Consider the following 17214-nt stretch of genomic DNA (forward strand, 5'->3'; position numbering starts at 1 on the left):
TTATCACAACAACGGCAATGGCCACGGCAAAAATGGTGGCAAGCATCGTCGCTGATAGAATGACCCGGAACGGTTAAACCTTTCCAACCGACACCAGGTTTCTCTGGTGCTCTGCTTCAAACCCGGTGAGCTTTATGCTTGTCGGGTTTGTTGCGTGTACTCCTTGAATGCTCTTCGCCACGAACAGGCGCTAATAGGCTGCACTGTGGGATCCTACTTGCCTTTAACGTAATCACCTCAAATGTCAGCAAAGCGCCGGGAGTTGTCGTTGGCCGCTCAACGATCAATGGCGGCTTTGTCCGCTTAGCAGTCGCTCATGCACCACGCAGCTAAGGTCCGGTATGAGCCCAGATTGACAAATGCCGCAATCAACACGAACTGGAAATAAGGGCGGAAAGTGTGAATTCGCCGCTTTGCAGCGAGATCCTTGAGATACCGCGAAAGCGGACCTTCAATGCCGGGCGGTCTGATCGGTCTTCTTTCGTAATGGTTCTTCAGGAAATCGGTCATTCTCTGCGGCTGCGAGAGCGCGTTACCGTTTCCCAAAGCAGACATACTGAATGTCAAAGTTTCGCAGGATGCTCCTCCTAAATCCAGCACAGTTGAGTAATATTGAGCCTTTCCGCCGGAAGGTCGTGGCCAGCAACATTTCCAAGCCTGCTCCAGCACACTGGAAAGGTGAATGACACATTGGACGTTCAGCTCTAGCAAATTAGTGACGTATCAATCCACAAACTTCACAGAAACGTCACTTTCATACGACAACGTTCCTAAGAATTCAGCAATGGCGTCGATTTCGCTATCGCTTGCCACAACCCCATTTAATGGAGACCCAGACCAAATCTTAAGTCGTTCATAAAATTCAATTCTATCATTACCATCCATGTTTTTGGGTTCGACAAAAAACAATGGATCGATATGCACGCGGATCGCATCGCTCAAATTCGCAATCGAACCAGAATGCGAATACGGACCTGTCTGCGTAACGTTGTAGAGCGGCGGTGTTCTGAATCCATAGCGGTCGGCTTCATCTAATGTGACGTTGAAACGGCCGTAGTCCACGCCGAAGCCATTTCGTCCAAAACCGACTTGTGGAAAAGGGATTGCATGAAAATCGAAATCTGTAAAATATGGTCCGTTGTGGCACCGTGAGCATCCTGCACGGCCGTAAAAAAGAAGGCCACCTTCAATCTCTCGATCTGTTAGCTTGGTATCGCTGAATACGAATTGATGAAACTTGGTATCTTTCACACGAAAGTTGAAGCGAATGAACGCCGCAATGGCCTCGGCAACATCAATGAAAGCAAGATCTTCCAACGCTCGATTTCTAGCATTCGCAACCTTCTGCCCCAGAATAGGATCAAGTTGAATCCGCTCTGTGAGTTCAGTGTACAGGCGTTTGGCTGTTTCGACGTCTTCCGTTTGCAGCTCTTCCGTATCGCGCCGATCAATCACCATCTCACCGATCTCGGCTGGAGGCAGATGAACTGCCACGACCAAGGGATCCAAGGACGGTGCATTCGCACCGAACTGGCTAACTAGTCTGCCAGATGCGCCATCGACCTTTCCGTCCCAAAAAAAAACTTCGAACCCGACGCCGCCTCTGCCCCAGAATGGCAACACGTTACGCGGCACGATGTCACCACCGTTGAGTACTCGGGCAGAACCGAACCCCTCACCTTCGGTTCCGATCGCGTTCGGCAAGCCATCGGTTGATCCAAAGCGATCAAGATGGCAGGACGCGCAAGCTGTGTCGTTGTTGAAAGAAAGGAGGCGGCTTTCGAACAGGAGCTTACCGACATTTACAAGGTCCTCGGATTGTTCGACGGACAACTGGTTTGCAGGCAGTAGACCGGCGTCCAAAGCTGCGTCCCGCAAGACTCTCTCGCGAAGGCCCTCTGCCAACGCGAAGGTCGACATAACGCCAGAAACGACGAGTGCGACCGCAGACCTAGTAGCGTATTTCATGAATTCTAATCACATCCCGAAGATCCGTGCCCTTTGCTTCGATAGCGAGAAGCGACATTTCGCTGAGTTCGTTGTCTGCGAGTCCCCAACGGAGGAGTTTCTTCCGCATGAGATCATAGTCTTGACAATCAAGCAGGCCAATTTCCGCAGCTTGCAGTGCGTCCGAGTTTTCCTCGGATGGAGATCCCACGAGCCGCTGCTTCGCCAAGAGATGCCCGCGCATGGCGTTGTCGCAGTCAAAAGTGAGATCAGCAAATTGCGCCTGGTTAAACCGCATGATCGCAAGCTTCCAAAGCGGCCAACCGACATAAGCGGCTGCTAGACCAATGATGACACCGACAACTGCGCCAAAAAGAAAGCTATTTCGCTGCGATGCCAAATGCATCTAGCACCTCCGGTGTGATCGTGCCGGTCACTTTCAGGCCATAATCCGTTTGGAATCGCGACAAGGCACTCTTGGACCCCGCGCCAATAATGCCATCGATCGCCCCATTGTAATAACCATATGCTTTCAACGCAGTTTGAACCTGTATGGCTATCCTCTGAAATGTTGCACTGTTTCCTGGCAGAACCTTTGCTGCAGCAGCCGGAGGGCTTGGCAGGATAGAAGTCGGCGGGGTACTCGTAGTGTTCCTGTTGGTTTGCGGCGTGTAGAGAGGTGCGGGCTTCGCGGCACGTGGGGTGGTGTACCCGCCCGAGGATGACGACCTGTGGCTTGAGTGTGAGCCATGGCTGGCGTGCGAGCTGTGCCCCGCCAAAGTATATTTGTGGGTTTGTCTGAACACGTCGAACATCGGCGTCTGATCGCTATCAATAAGTGTGAGATTAGAAACTGCAGCTTCTGAAGCTCCGCTCGGAAACCCGGCCGCTACCAGCGATGGAATCAGGAATCTCTTGCTCATTGCGCTCTTATCTCACTAAATCCACGATTTTCGGGGTACCATTCAAAAAAACCTGTGCATGAAGATCGTAACCGACAATCATCGCAGGTCGATAGAAATTTCTGTTTCCAGTCTGAAATAGAAAGTGTGCAGTATTCCCGGTAGGCTCGCGGAACCGTACAAAGAGGAAAGTTGTAAAGCTTGGTCCTAAGTCCCCGAGCAAGAGCAAGATCGACTGCAGTTGCGATGCCGTCGAATTCTTTCGATGTATCGCAGAACTCGGCATCCCAATTCATGCGGGCGTAACCAATATTCTCGAGCTGCATGATTGCCCAGACGTGTGCAAAGCGCAGATTTCGAGTGAGATGGTTCGCTAATTCTTCGAGCTCTGTGATATTGGCGTTAAGAACGACTGTTCGGAGTTCCAGGACAGCACCGGCCTTGGCCAGCAAAGCAAGGTTTCTTTCCAAAATCTCGAAGGCCCCTTGTTTTGCCACTATCCGGTCGTGGATGCTTCGATCTGCAGCGTAGATCGGGACCCCCCAAAGGATCGATGCCATGTTCAGTGATTTGAAGCTTGCTTCGTCAGAGGGCTCAAAATGCTGACCGTTTGTCAGGATGTGAAAGCGAATATCTGGCCGGGCCGATTGGGACTTTCTCAGAAACTCCAGCAACCGCGCTTTATGCAGAAATGGTTCGCCACCTGAAAGCCCGATCGTAGCCGACGTCGGCGCTAAGGCGACTGCCTGCAGGAATTGATCGAACATGTCCGTGTGATATTTTTTTGGTGGCTGCGAACACATGATGCATTTTTGATCGCACTGCTCGGTTATCAGCAGAGTGTTGTGGTTTGACGAGGCGCGGATAAGGCGATGGAGAGTACCGCGACCTGGGACAACCAACACGACATCCCCATCGAGGCTCTTGTAGTGGCGAGTATGAACGCGCAAGGAGAAACCATTGACGTCGAAGTCGGCCGTTTCGGTATCGTGTGACACCATCCTCGCATCGTGATCACTTGTAGTTGTCGATGAGCCAGGCAAGCTGGTTCGAAGACGAACGACCAGCGGTTCGACAATAGGAATTGGGTCAACCTTTAGCTGCAATTGTATCATGAATGCCTTTGTGCCAACATCGGGCTATACCTTGCCACCTGAAGCCAGCTTGCTATCGATTTGTGCACGTTGGGGTCGTCAGAATAGAGAAGTTCAAATGCGAAGTCGAAGAGGTCCATATGACTTCGGCAATGTTCGGTCTGGTGACTCGGGATATCGATTCGCCCATAGCGAGAGAGGTCGTCTATCAGATCTAGGCCACAATATGGCTTGTATACGCAGTGCACACAGTCTGGATCATCGAAGTTGGATGCGTGCAGGTTGAAAAGCGAAATCCTCTCTTTATCCAAACCAGCGTTTAGTGATCCAATTGACAAGTCAATCTGGCCGACACGTGACACCATGCGAGCTTCGTCCGTTGGGTAGAGCCTTCCGTCGAAATCAACCACAAGATAATCGACCCCCAACCAATTGGGATTGCGCAAATCGACATGGTTGTGGTGTCCACCTTGAAGAATCCGCCGCAAGGTGTGGCTGAGGTAGTACTCCTCGATCGTGTTTTCGGCGGTGGCATTGTGGCTGATCAAAGCACGCACGAAACGGCGGTAGTAGTCTGTCCATTCCTGGTGGGATCTATCCAAGCCATATTTTTTGCGGGCAAATCCTTGGTAGTTCACCCGCCTTAGAAAAATAGAACCAAAACCACGCGCTGCAAACGCAGCGATGACATCGGTCGGTTCCGGCGGGTCAGATGGGTCTAAAGTTGGAAGCGCCGATACCCGAGCTGGACCGATGCGGTGCAATGCTGCATCCAGATTTGCATTAAACTGCTCGTGCGCCGTTGCGGTTTTGGTGCGTTGCGTTTGATGGAGTTTGGATGTTCCATCAAAAGATGTACTGACGAAGGTGTCTTCAGCCTCTAGAAAGCGCCATGCATCTTCGGATACGTCCTGCAAGTTTGTGCAGACGACGAATTCAGAAATTGCAAATTTGCGTCGACAAAACGTGCGGACGGCCTCTAGCAGATCAAGACGCAAAAGCGGTTCGCCACCCTGAAATTCGATCTTAATTTCTGCAGTCGACTGACGATCAAGAAGTGCCAGTACCTGTGCAAGCTTTGTCTCATCCCAATCGAAACCTTTTGCAGTCTCGGCTGCCCGGGACACCTGACAGTAATCGCACATCAGGTTGCAGCGCAGGGTAGGAACAAGAATGACGTACCCCAGCGGCGTCGCAGAGTTGATCCTTTGCGTCCAACGGGACGCGAAACCGACGAATGCGGGATCACCGATATCATCAAACGCGTGTCCGCCCCGCCTCAGGAACGCGCTATCGCTTTCGCTTAACTGATTCTCAACATAACGGGTTAGGAAGGCCTCCGACGATCTGAAAAACGCGCCAGCGTCATCGCTAAACAAGAAGTCATTTTCGTCAAGCTTGCGGAATTGAAGGGGCCAGACCTTCATCTACTGAAAGAGCGCCGCATAAAGCGCTTTCCTGTCTTGCTGACCCTCTGTACGGATCTTCTGGCGCGCAAGTCCATACCAGATTTCTTGAGTGAGCATGGCCCGGTCAAGTTCGGTGTTCGATGAACAATCAATTCCAGCCTGAGTGACGCGGAACGTGATTCCTGGAAAGAGATATGCCAATCGGTCGACAGTATCTTGAGCAAACGGCATTAAGGTTGGAGAAATGGTAAATGTTGCTGTTTCGGGAAGCTTGGCCAAATATCGCATCCTAGTTGAAATGGTTTGCTGAACGGTTTCGTTACATACAGAATAATCTAGCTAATCCACCCTGGGTAAACCAGCAGAAACCTGCAACTGGAAGCCATACGAGACAAGTCCGATTTTGTGCATTGAGCCTACCAGTGGGAATTCAAAAGTCTGCTTTCGTGGGTACTATCTGTTGCAGCACAGACGTTATGGTAGGCTGACTTTGGGCCGGCAGCAGCCCTTTCTAACAGCGGTGGTTTTTCCAATACCGATCCCAGCGAGTAGCCCAACCTCCATCTACCATAGCGCAATTAATGTCTCCCACACTTGGAGATACGCACCATGAGGCCGTGCGGTTTCCTCCGGCAGAGCCGTCAGACCGACATGTAAGTGTTGGCCCGGTCAACATGATATGTCCGTGCCTGCTCACCCCAGTGCGGACACCCAGAAACGCCGCCAAGGCGTCGCGGGCGTCTTCAGCACTTGCGCTCGGACATGGATGGCCGGGCGAACAGGTGCCATCGAGCTCTCTAGCTGCTATTCCCGCTAGGCGAAGCCGCGGCCCTTCTTCACACCAAATCGGACCATCGCCATCCCAAACATGGGAAGGGGTACAGTTGAAGGTTTGACCGCGCGAAATGACTGGTACATCTGCTTTTGCACCAAGAGGACCCAAAACTAGAACAGCTAGTCCAAGAATAGCTTGGGGTATCTGACTGCTGGTGATCGCTGAATCCTTCATGTGTTTTGGTTTGTTACGATTCTAGCACCCTATTCGCTGCGTCGCATACTGCCAAGCGAAGGATGGCAAGCAAGAGCTTTTGCAGGTTCAGAGAATGACCGCAAAGTGGGCTGCGACCACAGCATCTTGACCGGTTTGTGAAAGGCAGGTTTGGGCCGTTAGTGACCATGTCATCTGTCCGTGAAACGGTCCTGTCCGGTCAGGCATTCGCGCACAGTGATGGTGTGGCCGCGATGGTCCAAGGGCTGTTCTGATTGGCCCTTTTAGACCTATTGGCACATCTGCGGCATCATATTGGTGTGACGACTGCCCGGTCGCCGACTGCTCGCTGGAATACTCAGTACCACCGCGATTGATGTCAGCGCCAAGCATGGCGTCCCGTGCCGCACCGTCGCCGTGATAGACCAGCCGATAATCTTTGACCTTATGCTGTCCACAGCGGCGACACCGCGCCCGCTCAACGGCCTGTGCGACCGTCTCGGGTGGTTTGCTCAATGCGAGCAATACCGGCACCGGCAGGCTGGCATGATGACCACAGGCACACTCGCACCAGATCAAATGTTTTGGGATACTGGTCAGGTGTGTTCCGCCAGCTTTGAGTCGTGCCGCCATGTGTCCGAGTATAGATTGCCAAAGGAAAGAGAGCGAAACGACCCCCGACAATTAGGGGGAATCCGTGTACAGAAAACCAATTCCGCCCAAATCCCGCCCAAGATCGGGCTGCGTATCCGTTAAGTTGTTGATTTTATTGGAGGCGAGTACCGGAATCGAACCGGTGTACACGGATTTGCAATCCAGAAAGACAGGAAGCAAAAACAACGGCTTAGGGGTGCAAAACACCCCCTGACAAAAAGTGAACAAAAAGCGAAAGTTTCAAAGCCAAATTTGCCGGTTCAAAACGAAAAAGGCCCCGTCACAGCGGCAACTGTGAACCGGGGCCAAATAGAAAAAGCCTGTCAGCTTTCGAAGCACATTAGCACAGGCCAGCGCCGCACCGCAAACGCTCAGTCTGCTTTTTCGTGGCCTCTGACCGGTGAGGTGGTCCAATGAGCTGGCGCATCGCAAACGAATGCGCCGAGCGCCGCTTTGGCAGTGCTGCGCGCAAGCAGATCATCATGTTTCTGGCCGACAAGGCGAGCGATGACGGCTCTGGCATCTGGTGTTCCAAGGGGACGATCCAGCGCCACACAGAGCTCAGCGAGAGCACGGTGAAGCGCACAATCATCGACTTCCTGCGGGAAGGCATTCTGATCGAGACAGGGAAGCGACACTGCAAGAACGGCTACACTGTCATTTACCGCATCGTTCTGGAGCGCGTGGCCGCGCTCGAACCCACGGCTGAGCCCGAGATTGAGACGGGGGTCACTGTGAACCCCGTCCAGCCTGAACCCGGTACGGGGTCCACGGTGAACGGGGTACGGGGTTCACGGTGGACCCCAAACCATCCTAAAACCATCCATAAACCACCTACGCGCAGGCGCGAGGCGGCGGAGGAGGTTGAAGATTTTGAATCTGAGAAGATCTTGGCGGCCTATCCCGAAGACAGGATCCGAGACCGGCGAACCAGTCTGCGCCTGATCGCAGCGGCCGTGAAAGCAGGGGTGAAGCCCGATGATCTGCTGCAGGCGGTCAAAGCCTATGCCAAGGAAAGCGAAGGCTATACGCGCAGCAAGGTCTGTTTCTCGGACAATTGGTTCAAGACGCGACGTTGGGAGAAAGGGCTTGTCCAGATCCAGGCCGACCGCGAGAAGGCGCGAGATGCCGAAGCCAAAGGACGCGCCAGCCTCGCCGAGTGGATCCACGAGCGGCATCCCTTGTGCCGCCATATCACCAAGCGGCAGATCGAAGACTTGATTGCGTCAAAGCTTGTGACGCCCGAGCAGGTTCGTGCTGCAGGGCTGAAGGCGTGAGAGCATTGGCGAAGTCTGGAAAACAGCTACCGATGCTGTCGAGCATTATGATGCTCAGATCATACTGCGGCTTTATGACTTGGAGATCATGTTGACAATTTATGATTTAGAGGTCATATCCAATGGCAGGAGAACCGCCATGAAGCACCTCGTTCGTACATCAAAAAACTTGGGCCACGCAATTCGCGAGGCTCGGAAGGCAAAGAATCTTACTCAGAAGGAACTCGCCTCGATGAGCGGTGTCTGGCAAGAGACAATTTCCAAGATCGAGAACGGCAGCGGCGGAGCCAAGCTGGAAACGGTATTCGATTTGATCGCGGCCCTGGAGCTCGAAATTACGGTGACCGAGCGCAGCAAGGGCACATCAGACGGGCTGGAGGACATTTTCTGACATGGGCCGCAAGCGCAGCTACACACCGCTGAACGTTTTCCTGAATTCGCGGCTCGTGGGCCAATTGGTACGTGAGCCCTCGGGCGGCGTCAGTTTCGCCTATGCGCGAGACTGGCTCGAATGGGAGCACCGGATGCCGGTGTCGCTATCATTGCCATTGCAAGAGAACCGCTACAGCGGCGCACCTGTGCTCGCCGTTTTTGACAACCTGTTGCCCGATAGCGATGTCATCCGCCGAAGGGTCGCGGAACGTGTCGGGGCCGAAGGCGTCGATGCCTTCAGCTTGCTTTCACAAATTGGGCGGGACTGCATCGGTGCGCTTCAGTTTCTGCCCGACGGGCAAGAGCCACAGCCAATGTCCGAGCTGACTGGAGAACCTGTCGACGAGGCACAGATCGGGGCCATTTTGAGCGACCTCGATCTAGCGCCACTGGGTATCCGCCGAGAGAATGATTTCCGCATTTCTGTCGCTGGTGCACAGGAAAAAACCGCGCTGCTTCGTAAAGACGGCCAGTGGATAGAGCCAACCGGTACGACGCCAACCACGCACATCATCAAGCCGCAAATCGGCAGGCTGCCCAACGGTATGGACCTGTCCGACAGCGTTGAAAACGAATACCTGTGCCTGAAGTTGATGGAAGCGTTTGGGCTTCGGGCTGCGAATGTCGAAATGGTTCAGTTTGGCGACAAGAAAGCCTTGGTCGTTGAGCGTTTTGATCGGCGCTGGACGTCAGATGGCCGCTTGATCCGTCTGCCGCAGGAAGATTGCTGCCAAGCGCTATCTGTTGTGCCCACGCAAAAGTACCAGAACGAGGGCGGCCCCGGGATCTCGGACATCATGGATCTTTTGTTGGGAAGTGATGATCCCAACATAGACCGGCACGACTTTTTCAAAGCGAACGTCCTGTTCTGGTTGCTGGGTGCAACAGATGGCCATGGAAAGAACTTCAGCGTCAGCCTCTTACCCGGTGGCCGTTTCCGCATGACACCGCTTTACGACGTGCTGACGGTGCAGCCGACCGTCGACGCCCGGCAGATCGAGCGGAAATACTTCAAGCTCGCTATGAATTTCGGAAACTCAAACCACTACAAAGTGGCAAATATCGTAGGCCGCCACATCGTGGAGACAGGAGTTCAATCCGGGTTGTCCCGCGCAGTCGTGCAGAGCCTGTTCGAAGAGCTGCAGGAGACTTCGAACGCGATCGTTGAGGCCACGTTCAATCAGCTTCCGGAGGGTTTCCCTGAGGCGCTGGTTTGCTCAGTCGACGGGGCTTTGAAGGCGAGGTTGCATCTGCTGACTTGATGCCGATGGTGCAATAGCGCAGTGTGGATTTGAGTTTCGGCTCATGTTACATCAGCAGTACATCCAAAGGAAACTTGGTTCAATCATCTGGACTCATCGTGAGAATGCCGGGTCTTGAAATGTGGCGAGCAAATTCTTGTGTCAACTTTGAGACCAATTCTTCCCTAAGCCGATAGAGAGTATTCCAGTTTGCAACCACTCCCCGTTTCGCGCTGAAAGTACAATTTAGGAAGACCGACAGCTTGCCCGGTACTAAGTCACCACCAACCAAGATGCTGGGTGTCTTCCACTCTAGCCCAGATTTGCTGGTCTTCCTGGCATGGAGTTTGGCATTATTGGCTTTAGAACCATCATCGTTTTGGAACGGCCATTCCAGAGCTAGAAGGTATAGCAAAGGACCATCCTTAGGTTGTGCATGATCGCAAGAAGCCCCAATCTGTACGAGCCGCAAAGCACACTTTTCCCAATCCTGTTCGTGCATTCCGAAGAAGGTGTCTTGGCGGAGTTTTTCGACCGAGAGATCGAACAAATCATTCAAAGCGTCTTGCGCATTCTCGAATGGAAATTCGATAACCGCTCCCAAATCTGAAGGTAAAATGGGTGCGCTATTGGGTGACGTGGCTCTCGACACATGGATGGCTGTGTTGATTGCGGCTTGCACTGGAACAGGAGCAAACTTGTCCGGGTGGGATACAATAGCGCTTTTCCAAGCGTCTCCCGCATCACCTTGCGGGTCATGTTCGGTTATCCTGTCCGCCAAGATGGGAACTAAAACGTGGTTGATTGCCTCTCTTGGGTTTTCTTCGGCCCGATCAATACCTGCTCCTGCCTGGGACAACCGAAAAAGAACATTTCCCAGCTCTTCGCTGAATTCTTCTGAAGAGCGCTTGTCCATCGGCACTAAGTTCACGATTGATCTTAGAACAGCACCTGCGGCAACGGAAACGTCGGTCTCCCAGCTCAGAAGCGCTTTCATTTGTGGGTTCTGAGAAAGCCGGCTTACTATGTCTTCTTGAAGTTTAGCAGGGTCTTTGACCGTTCCATCGCTCGTGTCGATGTACTCACCCTTCTGAAGTGCAGCAAAAAACACAGGTAAGTAGCGGGCATCATCACCTGTAAATCGCTCAAAAAGACTGGCTTTCAAGGCGTCTAAATCAGGTTCTTCTGCCCACAGAATTAGCCCATACGGGCCACTATCAGGGCAGATAACCTTTGTGATTACATCCTGTATCGCAGTAACCGCAACCTTGTTATCTGCAGTTCCGAAAGTCGCCCCTGTGACAAGGTTCTGATCCAGGAAAAGGATTCTAGTGCCAGGCAGGGCAGTCCAATCACCTACGGCTTCGTCCTCATATAGTTTTGAGTGACAATCTAAGCGAAGTGAATCCAGTGTTTCTTTTATACCCCTTAAGTGATGCTCTTTGTCGTCCACAACGACAAACTTGGAGTGCAAAAACATTAATTAGTCCTTCAAATCAGCAAATTGGAGCGCGATAACCGCTCCTTCAAATTCATCTGGCACATCCGCTTCTGAAAAATCAGGAAATACAAGCGCCCCGTCATTCAGTTCCATGACCATATTGGCGTAGTAAAGCCCCATGCCCATACCCTCAGGTCTTCTTGTATAGAATGGGCGAACAAGTTCAGAAGGCGCGTCCAGGAACCCTGGTCCGGTATCAGCGATGATGACAGCCGGACCACCCTCGAAGTCCTCCTCAATACCAATGTATATTGCGCGTCCAGTAACATCCTCATTCGGCCACTTGGCCCGCATCCAATAGATCGCATTGTCAATGATGTTAGTAATCGCACCCAGAGTTAGGCCATAAGCACAAGACACCATAACTTCCGGGGCATCGTCTTCGACAGCTGGACAACTCAGCCGTATGTTATGATGCCTGAAACGAATTTGGTTCAAGTCTCGCGCGCGGCGGATGAGTTTCCTCAAATCTACGGGCTTGCGATCCTTCTTGCGTAACAGGTCGGAGAACCCGTCCAGAAGCTTCATCATCTCTTCCACCTGAGATGCAACGTTCTCCATCTCAGGGCGGTTTTCCATGTTTTTGTAAAGAGACCTAACTCCTTGTTCGATCTCGTGAAAAACAACGGCTAAGCTGGTGCCTGAAATTCCCGTCGACAAAAGACGATTCTTCATCTCAGCATATTCATGCTCAATGCGATCCAACAAAGGGTCGATTTTGCCCGAAAGGTTGTTCTTACTTGCTATAACTCGGATCTTTGAAACAGGTTCCATAATACTGCGGACTTCGGGGTCCTGCGCTTCACCCAAGAGTTCTCTTATGGCTTTGCGGTCGACTTCGCGTTCGCGTTGCAGTGGGTCAATTGCGCCCAAAACCACTTGTTTAAACCGCTCGTAAGCATCGTTTTCTATGAAGCCTTCACGATTAGACTTTTCGATCAGGTCGGGACTCTCATCCTGACCAATTGAAACATGCCCAACTACAATATTGCGGCTGAGGCCACGGGTTGGGTTATTCACTCGCTTCAGGTCAAGGCCAAGCCAGTCGTTATTTCGCTCGCCGTAGTCATAAACGCGAATTCCATCCCGATAGACACGAATTCCCCCATTTTCGTCCAAGAAGTCCTTAATTAATTTCGTTTCTCCCATCTGCTTTGCAATGCGAGGAGTCAGGTCAAAAACATAAAACTCGCCAGAGACCGGGCCTATGCCTTCGATCGTTTGCAGGTCAGCAATTACTTTGCGTAGGGTCGCCGATTGCGCTTTGCCACTGAAGAGCGGATCGTCATCATCTACTTCGTGCGGGGGGACAAGGAGCGATACTTCACCTTCTTCTACCTCGCGTGTTTGGCGCGGAATTCCCGGAATTCCTCTGAATGAATAGTGATATTCAAAGTTCGTGCCATCAAATTTGAAAGAATATTTCCAGGGTGCTCGTTTAAGCAGTTCTATTGGGTCAGGTAACCGTTCTATCCATTGAGGAACGTCTGGAACCCGAAGAATAGCCCGGAAGTCATCCCTTCCCACCTGGCCGAACGGAGATGAAATTGATGTAATTTGACGATACAGTCGGCGTATCTCGCCACGTGTCCAACGTTTGTCGCGTAGTTCAGAGATTTGCAGCTCCGTGCCAGTGTTCTCTCCGAGGAAAACCTCCGGATCGCGCAGCTCGACCTCGACTTCGGCGTCAGAAAGAAACTCGTGTTCGATCATTTTATCCCAGTCAATATCGACTACGACCTCTTGTTCCTCCGCAGCGCGAGTTATCATTCGGATCCTGTTTCCAAGCTTGTGCACAGATAATCGCCCCAAGCCTTTGGACCCAAGGGGTAACCGCCCTTTTTTTGTTCGTTCATGCTTTGCGAGCTGCTTTTCTTTGTGATCGTGGGCAATGACAAGCCAGATGTCTTTGACGGTGTCTAGAGACATTCCAATGCCGTCATCAGAAACCCGAATAGATGGATGGTTCGTGCCGATTCCAGAGATATCAACGATGACTTCTGAAGCATCAGCGTCATATGCATTCTTGACAAGTTCAAAGACCGCAAGGCGAGGCGTACCAATCAATTGGTCGCCGAGGTGCTGAAGAAGGCGCGCTCTTGGTCTGAAATGCCTGTCAATTTTTGCTTGCATACTGGGCAGTACCTGTTTCTTCGTCGAGTTGAAAATTCCGCTTCCTGAAGCAGCTTATACTTAAAGTTGCGCGCAGCCTAGCCGACATGCGCTACAATGCGCCTTATCGGGTTGAGTATTTTTGCGGGCTTGTGTCGTTTGCCGTCTTTTGTAAATCCTTCGTTTTTCTAAACATAACGGCTGACTACCTCAATGGGGGTACATCGGTGTTTGAAGCGTACTACAGTCAAACCGCAACCAAGACCCGAAATGCTGTCATCCTAGTGGGTTCAGGAATGGTCTAAACTGCACGGGTGAAGCTGTGGAGCTGTCGCACAATGTATGGAAGGCTGGATCAGTTACTTCCAATCGGCTTGTTGAGAACAAAATAGGAACAAATTTGTGAAAAACTGATTGGATAGTTGCTATTACTGGCCTGGACCGGGCCGTTAAACCCATATATAGTGAATAAAAAAGAGGTGCGACCAGGATGAGCCAAGGCTTCACATTTATTGATCTTTTCGCCGGAATCGGTGGTCTGCGCCAGGCTATGGAGAGCATCGGCGGGCATTGTGCCTTCACGAGTGAGTGGGATAAGTTCTCAATACAGACCTACGAGGCCAACTATCGAGACAACCGGGCTATCGCCGGCGACATCCGCGAAGTAGCCGCTGAAGACATCCCGCCGCATAATGTTCTGTGTGCCGGTTTCCCCTGTCAGCCATTCTCTTTGGCAGGTGTTTCCAAAAAGAATTCGCTCGGACGAGAGCACGGGTTTCGTGATGAAGCACAGGGAACACTGTTCTTTGATGTTGTCAGGATCCTTGAGCATCATCGGCCTGAAGCCTTCATGCTCGAGAATGTCAAAAACCTGACGAGCCATGACAAGGGAAAAACCTTTGAAGTGATCATTGGCGCTTTGCAGGAACTTGGATACTCGGTTAAGGCTCAGGTCATCGACGCTCAGCACTTCGTTCCTCAACATCGCCAGAGGATTGTGATCGTTGGTTTCAAGGAAGACACCGGTTTCACTTTTGAGGACCTCCAGTTGAAGCCGAAGGGCAGTATCAAGCTTGGGTCGATCCTTCATCCTCAGAATGGAACTGAGGCAGCCGAAACTCCTTATACTGAGGGCCCGGATGCCAAGGTGAACCCAAAATACACACTGACGGATAAACTTTGGGAATACCTGCAGAACTACGCTGCCAAACACAAAGCCGCAGGAAACGGCTTCGGTTTTGGTCTGGTCGGACCCGAGAATGTCTCTCGAACTCTGTCTGCACGGTACCACAAGGACGGGTCTGAGATCCTGATTGATCAGGGGGAGGGTAGTAACCCTCGCCGTCTGACGCCACGTGAATGCGCTCGCCTTATGGGATATTCTGATAACTTCAGAATTCCGGTGTCCGACACCCAGGCCTATCGCCAGTTTGGGAACAGCGTTGCCGTTCCGGTGTTCAAGGAGGTTGCACGCATTATGGCACCTCATCTCGCGCACGTGATGGACAGCCGCCCGAAGGAGGCAGTCTCTGTCTGATGTTCACGACCCAGCTACCCGCAGCCGAAATATGGCGGCTATTCGCAGCAAGAACACGAAGCCAGAACTTCTGATCCGCCGCGGGCTTCATGCTCGCGGCTTTCGCTTTCGCCTTCATGAAAAGTCGCTCCCTGGGACACCAGACATTGTCCTTCGCCGATACAATGCTCTGATTGATGTGCGGGGATGCTTCTTCCATGGACATGACTGCGACCTATTCCGCCTACCGCGCACCCGAAGGGATTTCTGGGAGAGGAAGATTTCCTCGAACAAAGAGCGTGACGTCAAAACAGCAAGGGAGCTTCAGGCGATGGGGTGGAGGATCGCAACTGTCTGGGAGTGCGCCCTCCGTGGCTCAAAGAAATTCAATTCGGAAACTGTTATTGACTCCCTCACCCAATGGTTGTCCTCTGACAAAAAAATATTTGAAATCAGAGGCGTCGACTCATGTTCACCTCCCTGAGCAACCTTATTTCAGTAATGCAGGATGCGGGGGCAAAGCGGTTTTATGCGAAGCGTCTCGCCCCAAATGACAACTCGAAGAACCAAGTTTACTTGGGCGGGGGCTTTGATGCGCTCAACATCATTCCGCATGGTGATATCGAGACCGATTTTTCTGAAAAAGCTGGCGCTGTCCGGCGGCGCGACAAAGCTTCTGTCGAGTTCTATTGGATAGATAGCCAGGGAACATGGCGAGCACCCAACGCCCAACTCATTCTTTACCCCAAATATCCCGAAGTCAGGATGTCGGGCTTCCTGCAGAACGCTGCGAACGCACCGAAGGGCCTCATGGTGTCCCGCGCTGAAGGAAGGGTGATGTTCTTCGGTGTTTCCCCCGAGGGGCGCGTTTACGGCTACGTAGACGCCCATGACTCTGACGTAGTCGCCGAGCTTGACGCGCAGGGTGAGTTTCCGGCTGAAGGTGTATTTTCGAACATCACAAGACTTGCAAATACAGAAAGTCGCAACCCTCGTGAGATTCTTTTGGAAACACTTCGGAGCGTTCACGGCAAAGGCTGGATTTCCGGACAAAGACTACACTCCGATGGTATAGTCAGGCCGTATTCCGCACAGAATGGTGGTGGATATACCCTCGAAGCCGAACTGGGGATTATCCCCAACGGTATCGCGGAGCCTGATTTTATGGGGTGGGAGATCAAGCAATATTCTGTTCGGGATTTCGTGAATTTTCGTGCGAAATCACCAGTCACACTTATGACCCCAGAGCCAACCTCTGGAGTTTATGTCGACAATTTCGCGCTGTTTATGAATGACTTTGGTTACGACGATACCAAAGGTCGGCTAGGGCGCAGGAACTTTGGCGGTATCTACAAATACGGATCCGAAGCGCACGCTCGAACTTCAGTTCGGATGCTCGTTGAAGGATACGACCCTGTAACGGGTAAGATCGAAGATATGGGTGGGAGAATCTTGCTGGTTGCTCCGGATGATCGCATTGCTGCGGGTTGGGAGTTCAAGAATCTGCTCAACCATTGGAACCGGAAGCATGCAAAGGCAGCCTACTTGCCTTCGCTGTCATCCGGCACCCCGAGACAATATCGATACGCCGATAGAGTCCAGCTTGGGCAGGGGACTGATTTCTTCAGGTTCATGCGCCTCATCAGTCAAGGCGGTGTCTATCTCGATCCGGCTGTAAAGGTCGAAAACGGAAAACAAAAAAAGAGAAATCAGTTCCGGGTGCGCCACGCCGATCTACCGGGGCTCTATGAAAGCCTTGAAACGATTGTTCTGACACCTTAGCCGCTTTACTTCATTGCACTAAAGGGTTTTGCCCGTGTTTTTTTGCATACCTTCATGCCTGATCTCTTGCATTTGACATTAGAATTAATCGGAACCCGCGCTTTGCGCGCGCGGGCAAACGTCACCTAATAGACTGCACCGGGGCTCAACGGTCCGTTGGCCCGCTCACCCCGATTCAGACATCATTCTTTTTGTTTGGTCCGCCCAACATCCCTGTCCGGGTCGGTCAACCTTAGTCCATCCCCAAAATCAGCCACCATTTTCCCCTGTCTCGCGAGCGAGCCATTCCTCGCGGGGCAAATTGGCGTCTGATTTTGGCGCAGACATTTTCTTCGCAAATGTGGCCGATTGACAGCCCC

Annotated in this window: 15 protein-coding genes; 6 read left to right on the plus strand and 9 right to left on the minus strand. The window is 52.1% G+C overall.

What is annotated here, in order from left to right:
- Nucleotides 1-723: 723 nt before the first annotated feature.
- The 7 genes from Q0932_RS06290 to Q0932_RS06320 form a co-directional block, all read right to left on the minus strand.
- The gene (locus tag Q0932_RS06290) at nucleotides 724-1968 is read right to left on the minus strand and encodes a His-Xaa-Ser system-associated MauG-like protein (RefSeq protein ID WP_299350659.1); all 1245 of its coding nucleotides are present in this window, start codon (nucleotides 1966-1968) and stop codon (nucleotides 724-726) included.
- Nucleotides 1952-2353 carry a TIGR03982 family His-Xaa-Ser system protein gene (locus Q0932_RS06295; RefSeq protein WP_299350661.1) on the minus strand — a complete coding sequence of 134 codons (402 nt, stop codon included), beginning with the start codon at nucleotides 2351-2353 and terminating at the stop codon, nucleotides 1952-1954. Before Q0932_RS06295 ends, Q0932_RS06290 begins: the two co-directional genes overlap by 17 nt.
- The gene (hxsA, locus tag Q0932_RS06300; protein ID WP_299350663.1) at nucleotides 2328-2870 is read right to left on the minus strand and encodes a His-Xaa-Ser repeat protein HxsA; all 543 of its coding nucleotides are present in this window, start codon (nucleotides 2868-2870) and stop codon (nucleotides 2328-2330) included. Before hxsA ends, Q0932_RS06295 begins: the two co-directional genes overlap by 26 nt.
- Nucleotides 2867-3850 carry a His-Xaa-Ser system radical SAM maturase HxsC gene (gene hxsC, locus Q0932_RS06305; protein WP_299350665.1) on the minus strand — a complete coding sequence of 328 codons (984 nt, stop codon included), beginning with the start codon at nucleotides 3848-3850 and terminating at the stop codon, nucleotides 2867-2869. Before hxsC ends, hxsA begins: the two co-directional genes overlap by 4 nt.
- A gap of 110 nt (nucleotides 3851-3960) precedes the next feature.
- Nucleotides 3961-5370: a His-Xaa-Ser system radical SAM maturase HxsB gene (gene hxsB, locus Q0932_RS06310; RefSeq protein WP_299350667.1), complete on the minus strand. Its 1410-nt coding sequence runs from the start codon at nucleotides 5368-5370 to the stop codon at nucleotides 3961-3963.
- A complete protein-coding gene (locus Q0932_RS06315) occupies nucleotides 5371-5631 on the minus strand; it encodes a hypothetical protein (RefSeq protein ID WP_299350669.1) in 261 nt (86 codons plus the stop codon).
- 817 nt (nucleotides 5632-6448) lie between these two features.
- Nucleotides 6449-6973, minus strand: coding sequence for a hypothetical protein (locus Q0932_RS06320; RefSeq protein WP_299350671.1), 525 nt, complete (start codon nucleotides 6971-6973; stop codon nucleotides 6449-6451).
- A 434-nt stretch (nucleotides 6974-7407) separates the two neighbouring features.
- On the opposite strand from Q0932_RS06320, the gene Q0932_RS06325 reads away from it, so the two are divergent.
- The 3 genes from Q0932_RS06325 (at nucleotide 7408) to Q0932_RS06335 (ending at nucleotide 9965) form a co-directional block, all read left to right on the plus strand.
- Complete coding sequence (locus tag Q0932_RS06325; RefSeq protein WP_282094181.1) at nucleotides 7408-8271, plus strand: hypothetical protein; 864 nt, start codon at nucleotides 7408-7410, stop codon at nucleotides 8269-8271.
- 139 nt (nucleotides 8272-8410) lie between these two features.
- The gene (locus Q0932_RS06330) at nucleotides 8411-8662 is read left to right on the plus strand and encodes a helix-turn-helix transcriptional regulator (protein ID WP_282094180.1); all 252 of its coding nucleotides are present in this window, start codon (nucleotides 8411-8413) and stop codon (nucleotides 8660-8662) included.
- A gap of 1 nt (nucleotide 8663) precedes the next feature.
- Nucleotides 8664-9965 carry a type II toxin-antitoxin system HipA family toxin gene (locus tag Q0932_RS06335; RefSeq protein ID WP_282094179.1) on the plus strand — a complete coding sequence of 434 codons (1302 nt, stop codon included), beginning with the start codon at nucleotides 8664-8666 and terminating at the stop codon, nucleotides 9963-9965.
- Nucleotides 9966-10044: 79 nt separating this feature from the next.
- Here Q0932_RS06335 and Q0932_RS06340 read toward each other — a convergent pair whose 3' ends face one another.
- The gene (locus Q0932_RS06340; protein ID WP_282094178.1) at nucleotides 10045-11424 is read right to left on the minus strand and encodes a hypothetical protein; all 1380 of its coding nucleotides are present in this window, start codon (nucleotides 11422-11424) and stop codon (nucleotides 10045-10047) included.
- Between the two features lie 3 nt (nucleotides 11425-11427).
- A complete protein-coding gene (locus Q0932_RS06345) occupies nucleotides 11428-13578 on the minus strand; it encodes an ATP-binding protein (protein WP_282094177.1) in 2151 nt (716 codons plus the stop codon).
- A gap of 469 nt (nucleotides 13579-14047) precedes the next feature.
- Between Q0932_RS06345 and dcm the strand changes: the two genes are divergently transcribed.
- The 3 genes from dcm to Q0932_RS06360 are packed head-to-tail and all read left to right on the plus strand — an operon-like array spanning nucleotide 14048 to nucleotide 16855.
- A complete protein-coding gene (dcm, locus tag Q0932_RS06350; RefSeq protein WP_282094176.1) occupies nucleotides 14048-15094 on the plus strand; it encodes a DNA (cytosine-5-)-methyltransferase in 1047 nt (348 codons plus the stop codon).
- Between the two features lie 31 nt (nucleotides 15095-15125).
- A complete protein-coding gene (locus Q0932_RS06355) occupies nucleotides 15126-15557 on the plus strand; it encodes a very short patch repair endonuclease (RefSeq protein ID WP_282094175.1) in 432 nt (143 codons plus the stop codon).
- On the plus strand, nucleotides 15542-16855 hold the full coding sequence (locus Q0932_RS06360) for an MvaI/BcnI family restriction endonuclease (protein ID WP_282094174.1): 1314 nt from the start codon (nucleotides 15542-15544) through the stop codon (nucleotides 16853-16855). Before Q0932_RS06355 ends, Q0932_RS06360 begins: the two co-directional genes overlap by 16 nt.
- Nucleotides 16856-17214 lie beyond the last annotated feature (359 nt).

This window comes from uncultured Shimia sp. (genome assembly GCF_947498095.1).
Taxonomy (GTDB): domain Bacteria; phylum Pseudomonadota; class Alphaproteobacteria; order Rhodobacterales; family Rhodobacteraceae; genus Shimia.

What these genes read in the sequence shown, in the direction of transcription:
- Q0932_RS06290 (WP_299350659.1), bottom strand. Translation starts at nt 1,968, where the DNA reads ATGAAATACGCTACTAGGTCTGCGGTCGCACTCGTCGTTTCTGGCGTT.
- Q0932_RS06295 (WP_299350661.1), bottom strand. Translation starts at nt 2,353, where the DNA reads ATGCATTTGGCATCGCAGCGAAATAGCTTTCTTTTTGGCGCAGTTGTC.
- hxsA (WP_299350663.1), bottom strand. Translation starts at nt 2,870, where the DNA reads ATGAGCAAGAGATTCCTGATTCCATCGCTGGTAGCGGCCGGGTTTCCG.
- hxsC (WP_299350665.1), bottom strand. Translation starts at nt 3,850, where the DNA reads ATGGTGTCACACGATACCGAAACGGCCGACTTCGACGTCAATGGTTTC.
- hxsB (WP_299350667.1), bottom strand. Translation starts at nt 5,370, where the DNA reads ATGAAGGTCTGGCCCCTTCAATTCCGCAAGCTTGACGAAAATGACTTC.
- Q0932_RS06320 (WP_299350671.1), bottom strand. Translation starts at nt 6,973, where the DNA reads ATGGCGGCACGACTCAAAGCTGGCGGAACACACCTGACCAGTATCCCA.
- Q0932_RS06325 (WP_282094181.1), top strand. Translation starts at nt 7,408, where the DNA reads ATGAGCTGGCGCATCGCAAACGAATGCGCCGAGCGCCGCTTTGGCAGT.
- Q0932_RS06330 (WP_282094180.1), top strand. Translation starts at nt 8,411, where the DNA reads ATGAAGCACCTCGTTCGTACATCAAAAAACTTGGGCCACGCAATTCGC.
- Q0932_RS06335 (WP_282094179.1), top strand. Translation starts at nt 8,664, where the DNA reads ATGGGCCGCAAGCGCAGCTACACACCGCTGAACGTTTTCCTGAATTCG.
- Q0932_RS06340 (WP_282094178.1), bottom strand. Translation starts at nt 11,424, where the DNA reads ATGTTTTTGCACTCCAAGTTTGTCGTTGTGGACGACAAAGAGCATCAC.
- Q0932_RS06345 (WP_282094177.1), bottom strand. Translation starts at nt 13,578, where the DNA reads ATGCAAGCAAAAATTGACAGGCATTTCAGACCAAGAGCGCGCCTTCTT.
- dcm (WP_282094176.1), top strand. Translation starts at nt 14,048, where the DNA reads ATGAGCCAAGGCTTCACATTTATTGATCTTTTCGCCGGAATCGGTGGT.
- Q0932_RS06355 (WP_282094175.1), top strand. Translation starts at nt 15,126, where the DNA reads ATGGCGGCTATTCGCAGCAAGAACACGAAGCCAGAACTTCTGATCCGC.
- Q0932_RS06360 (WP_282094174.1), top strand. Translation starts at nt 15,542, where the DNA reads ATGTTCACCTCCCTGAGCAACCTTATTTCAGTAATGCAGGATGCGGGG.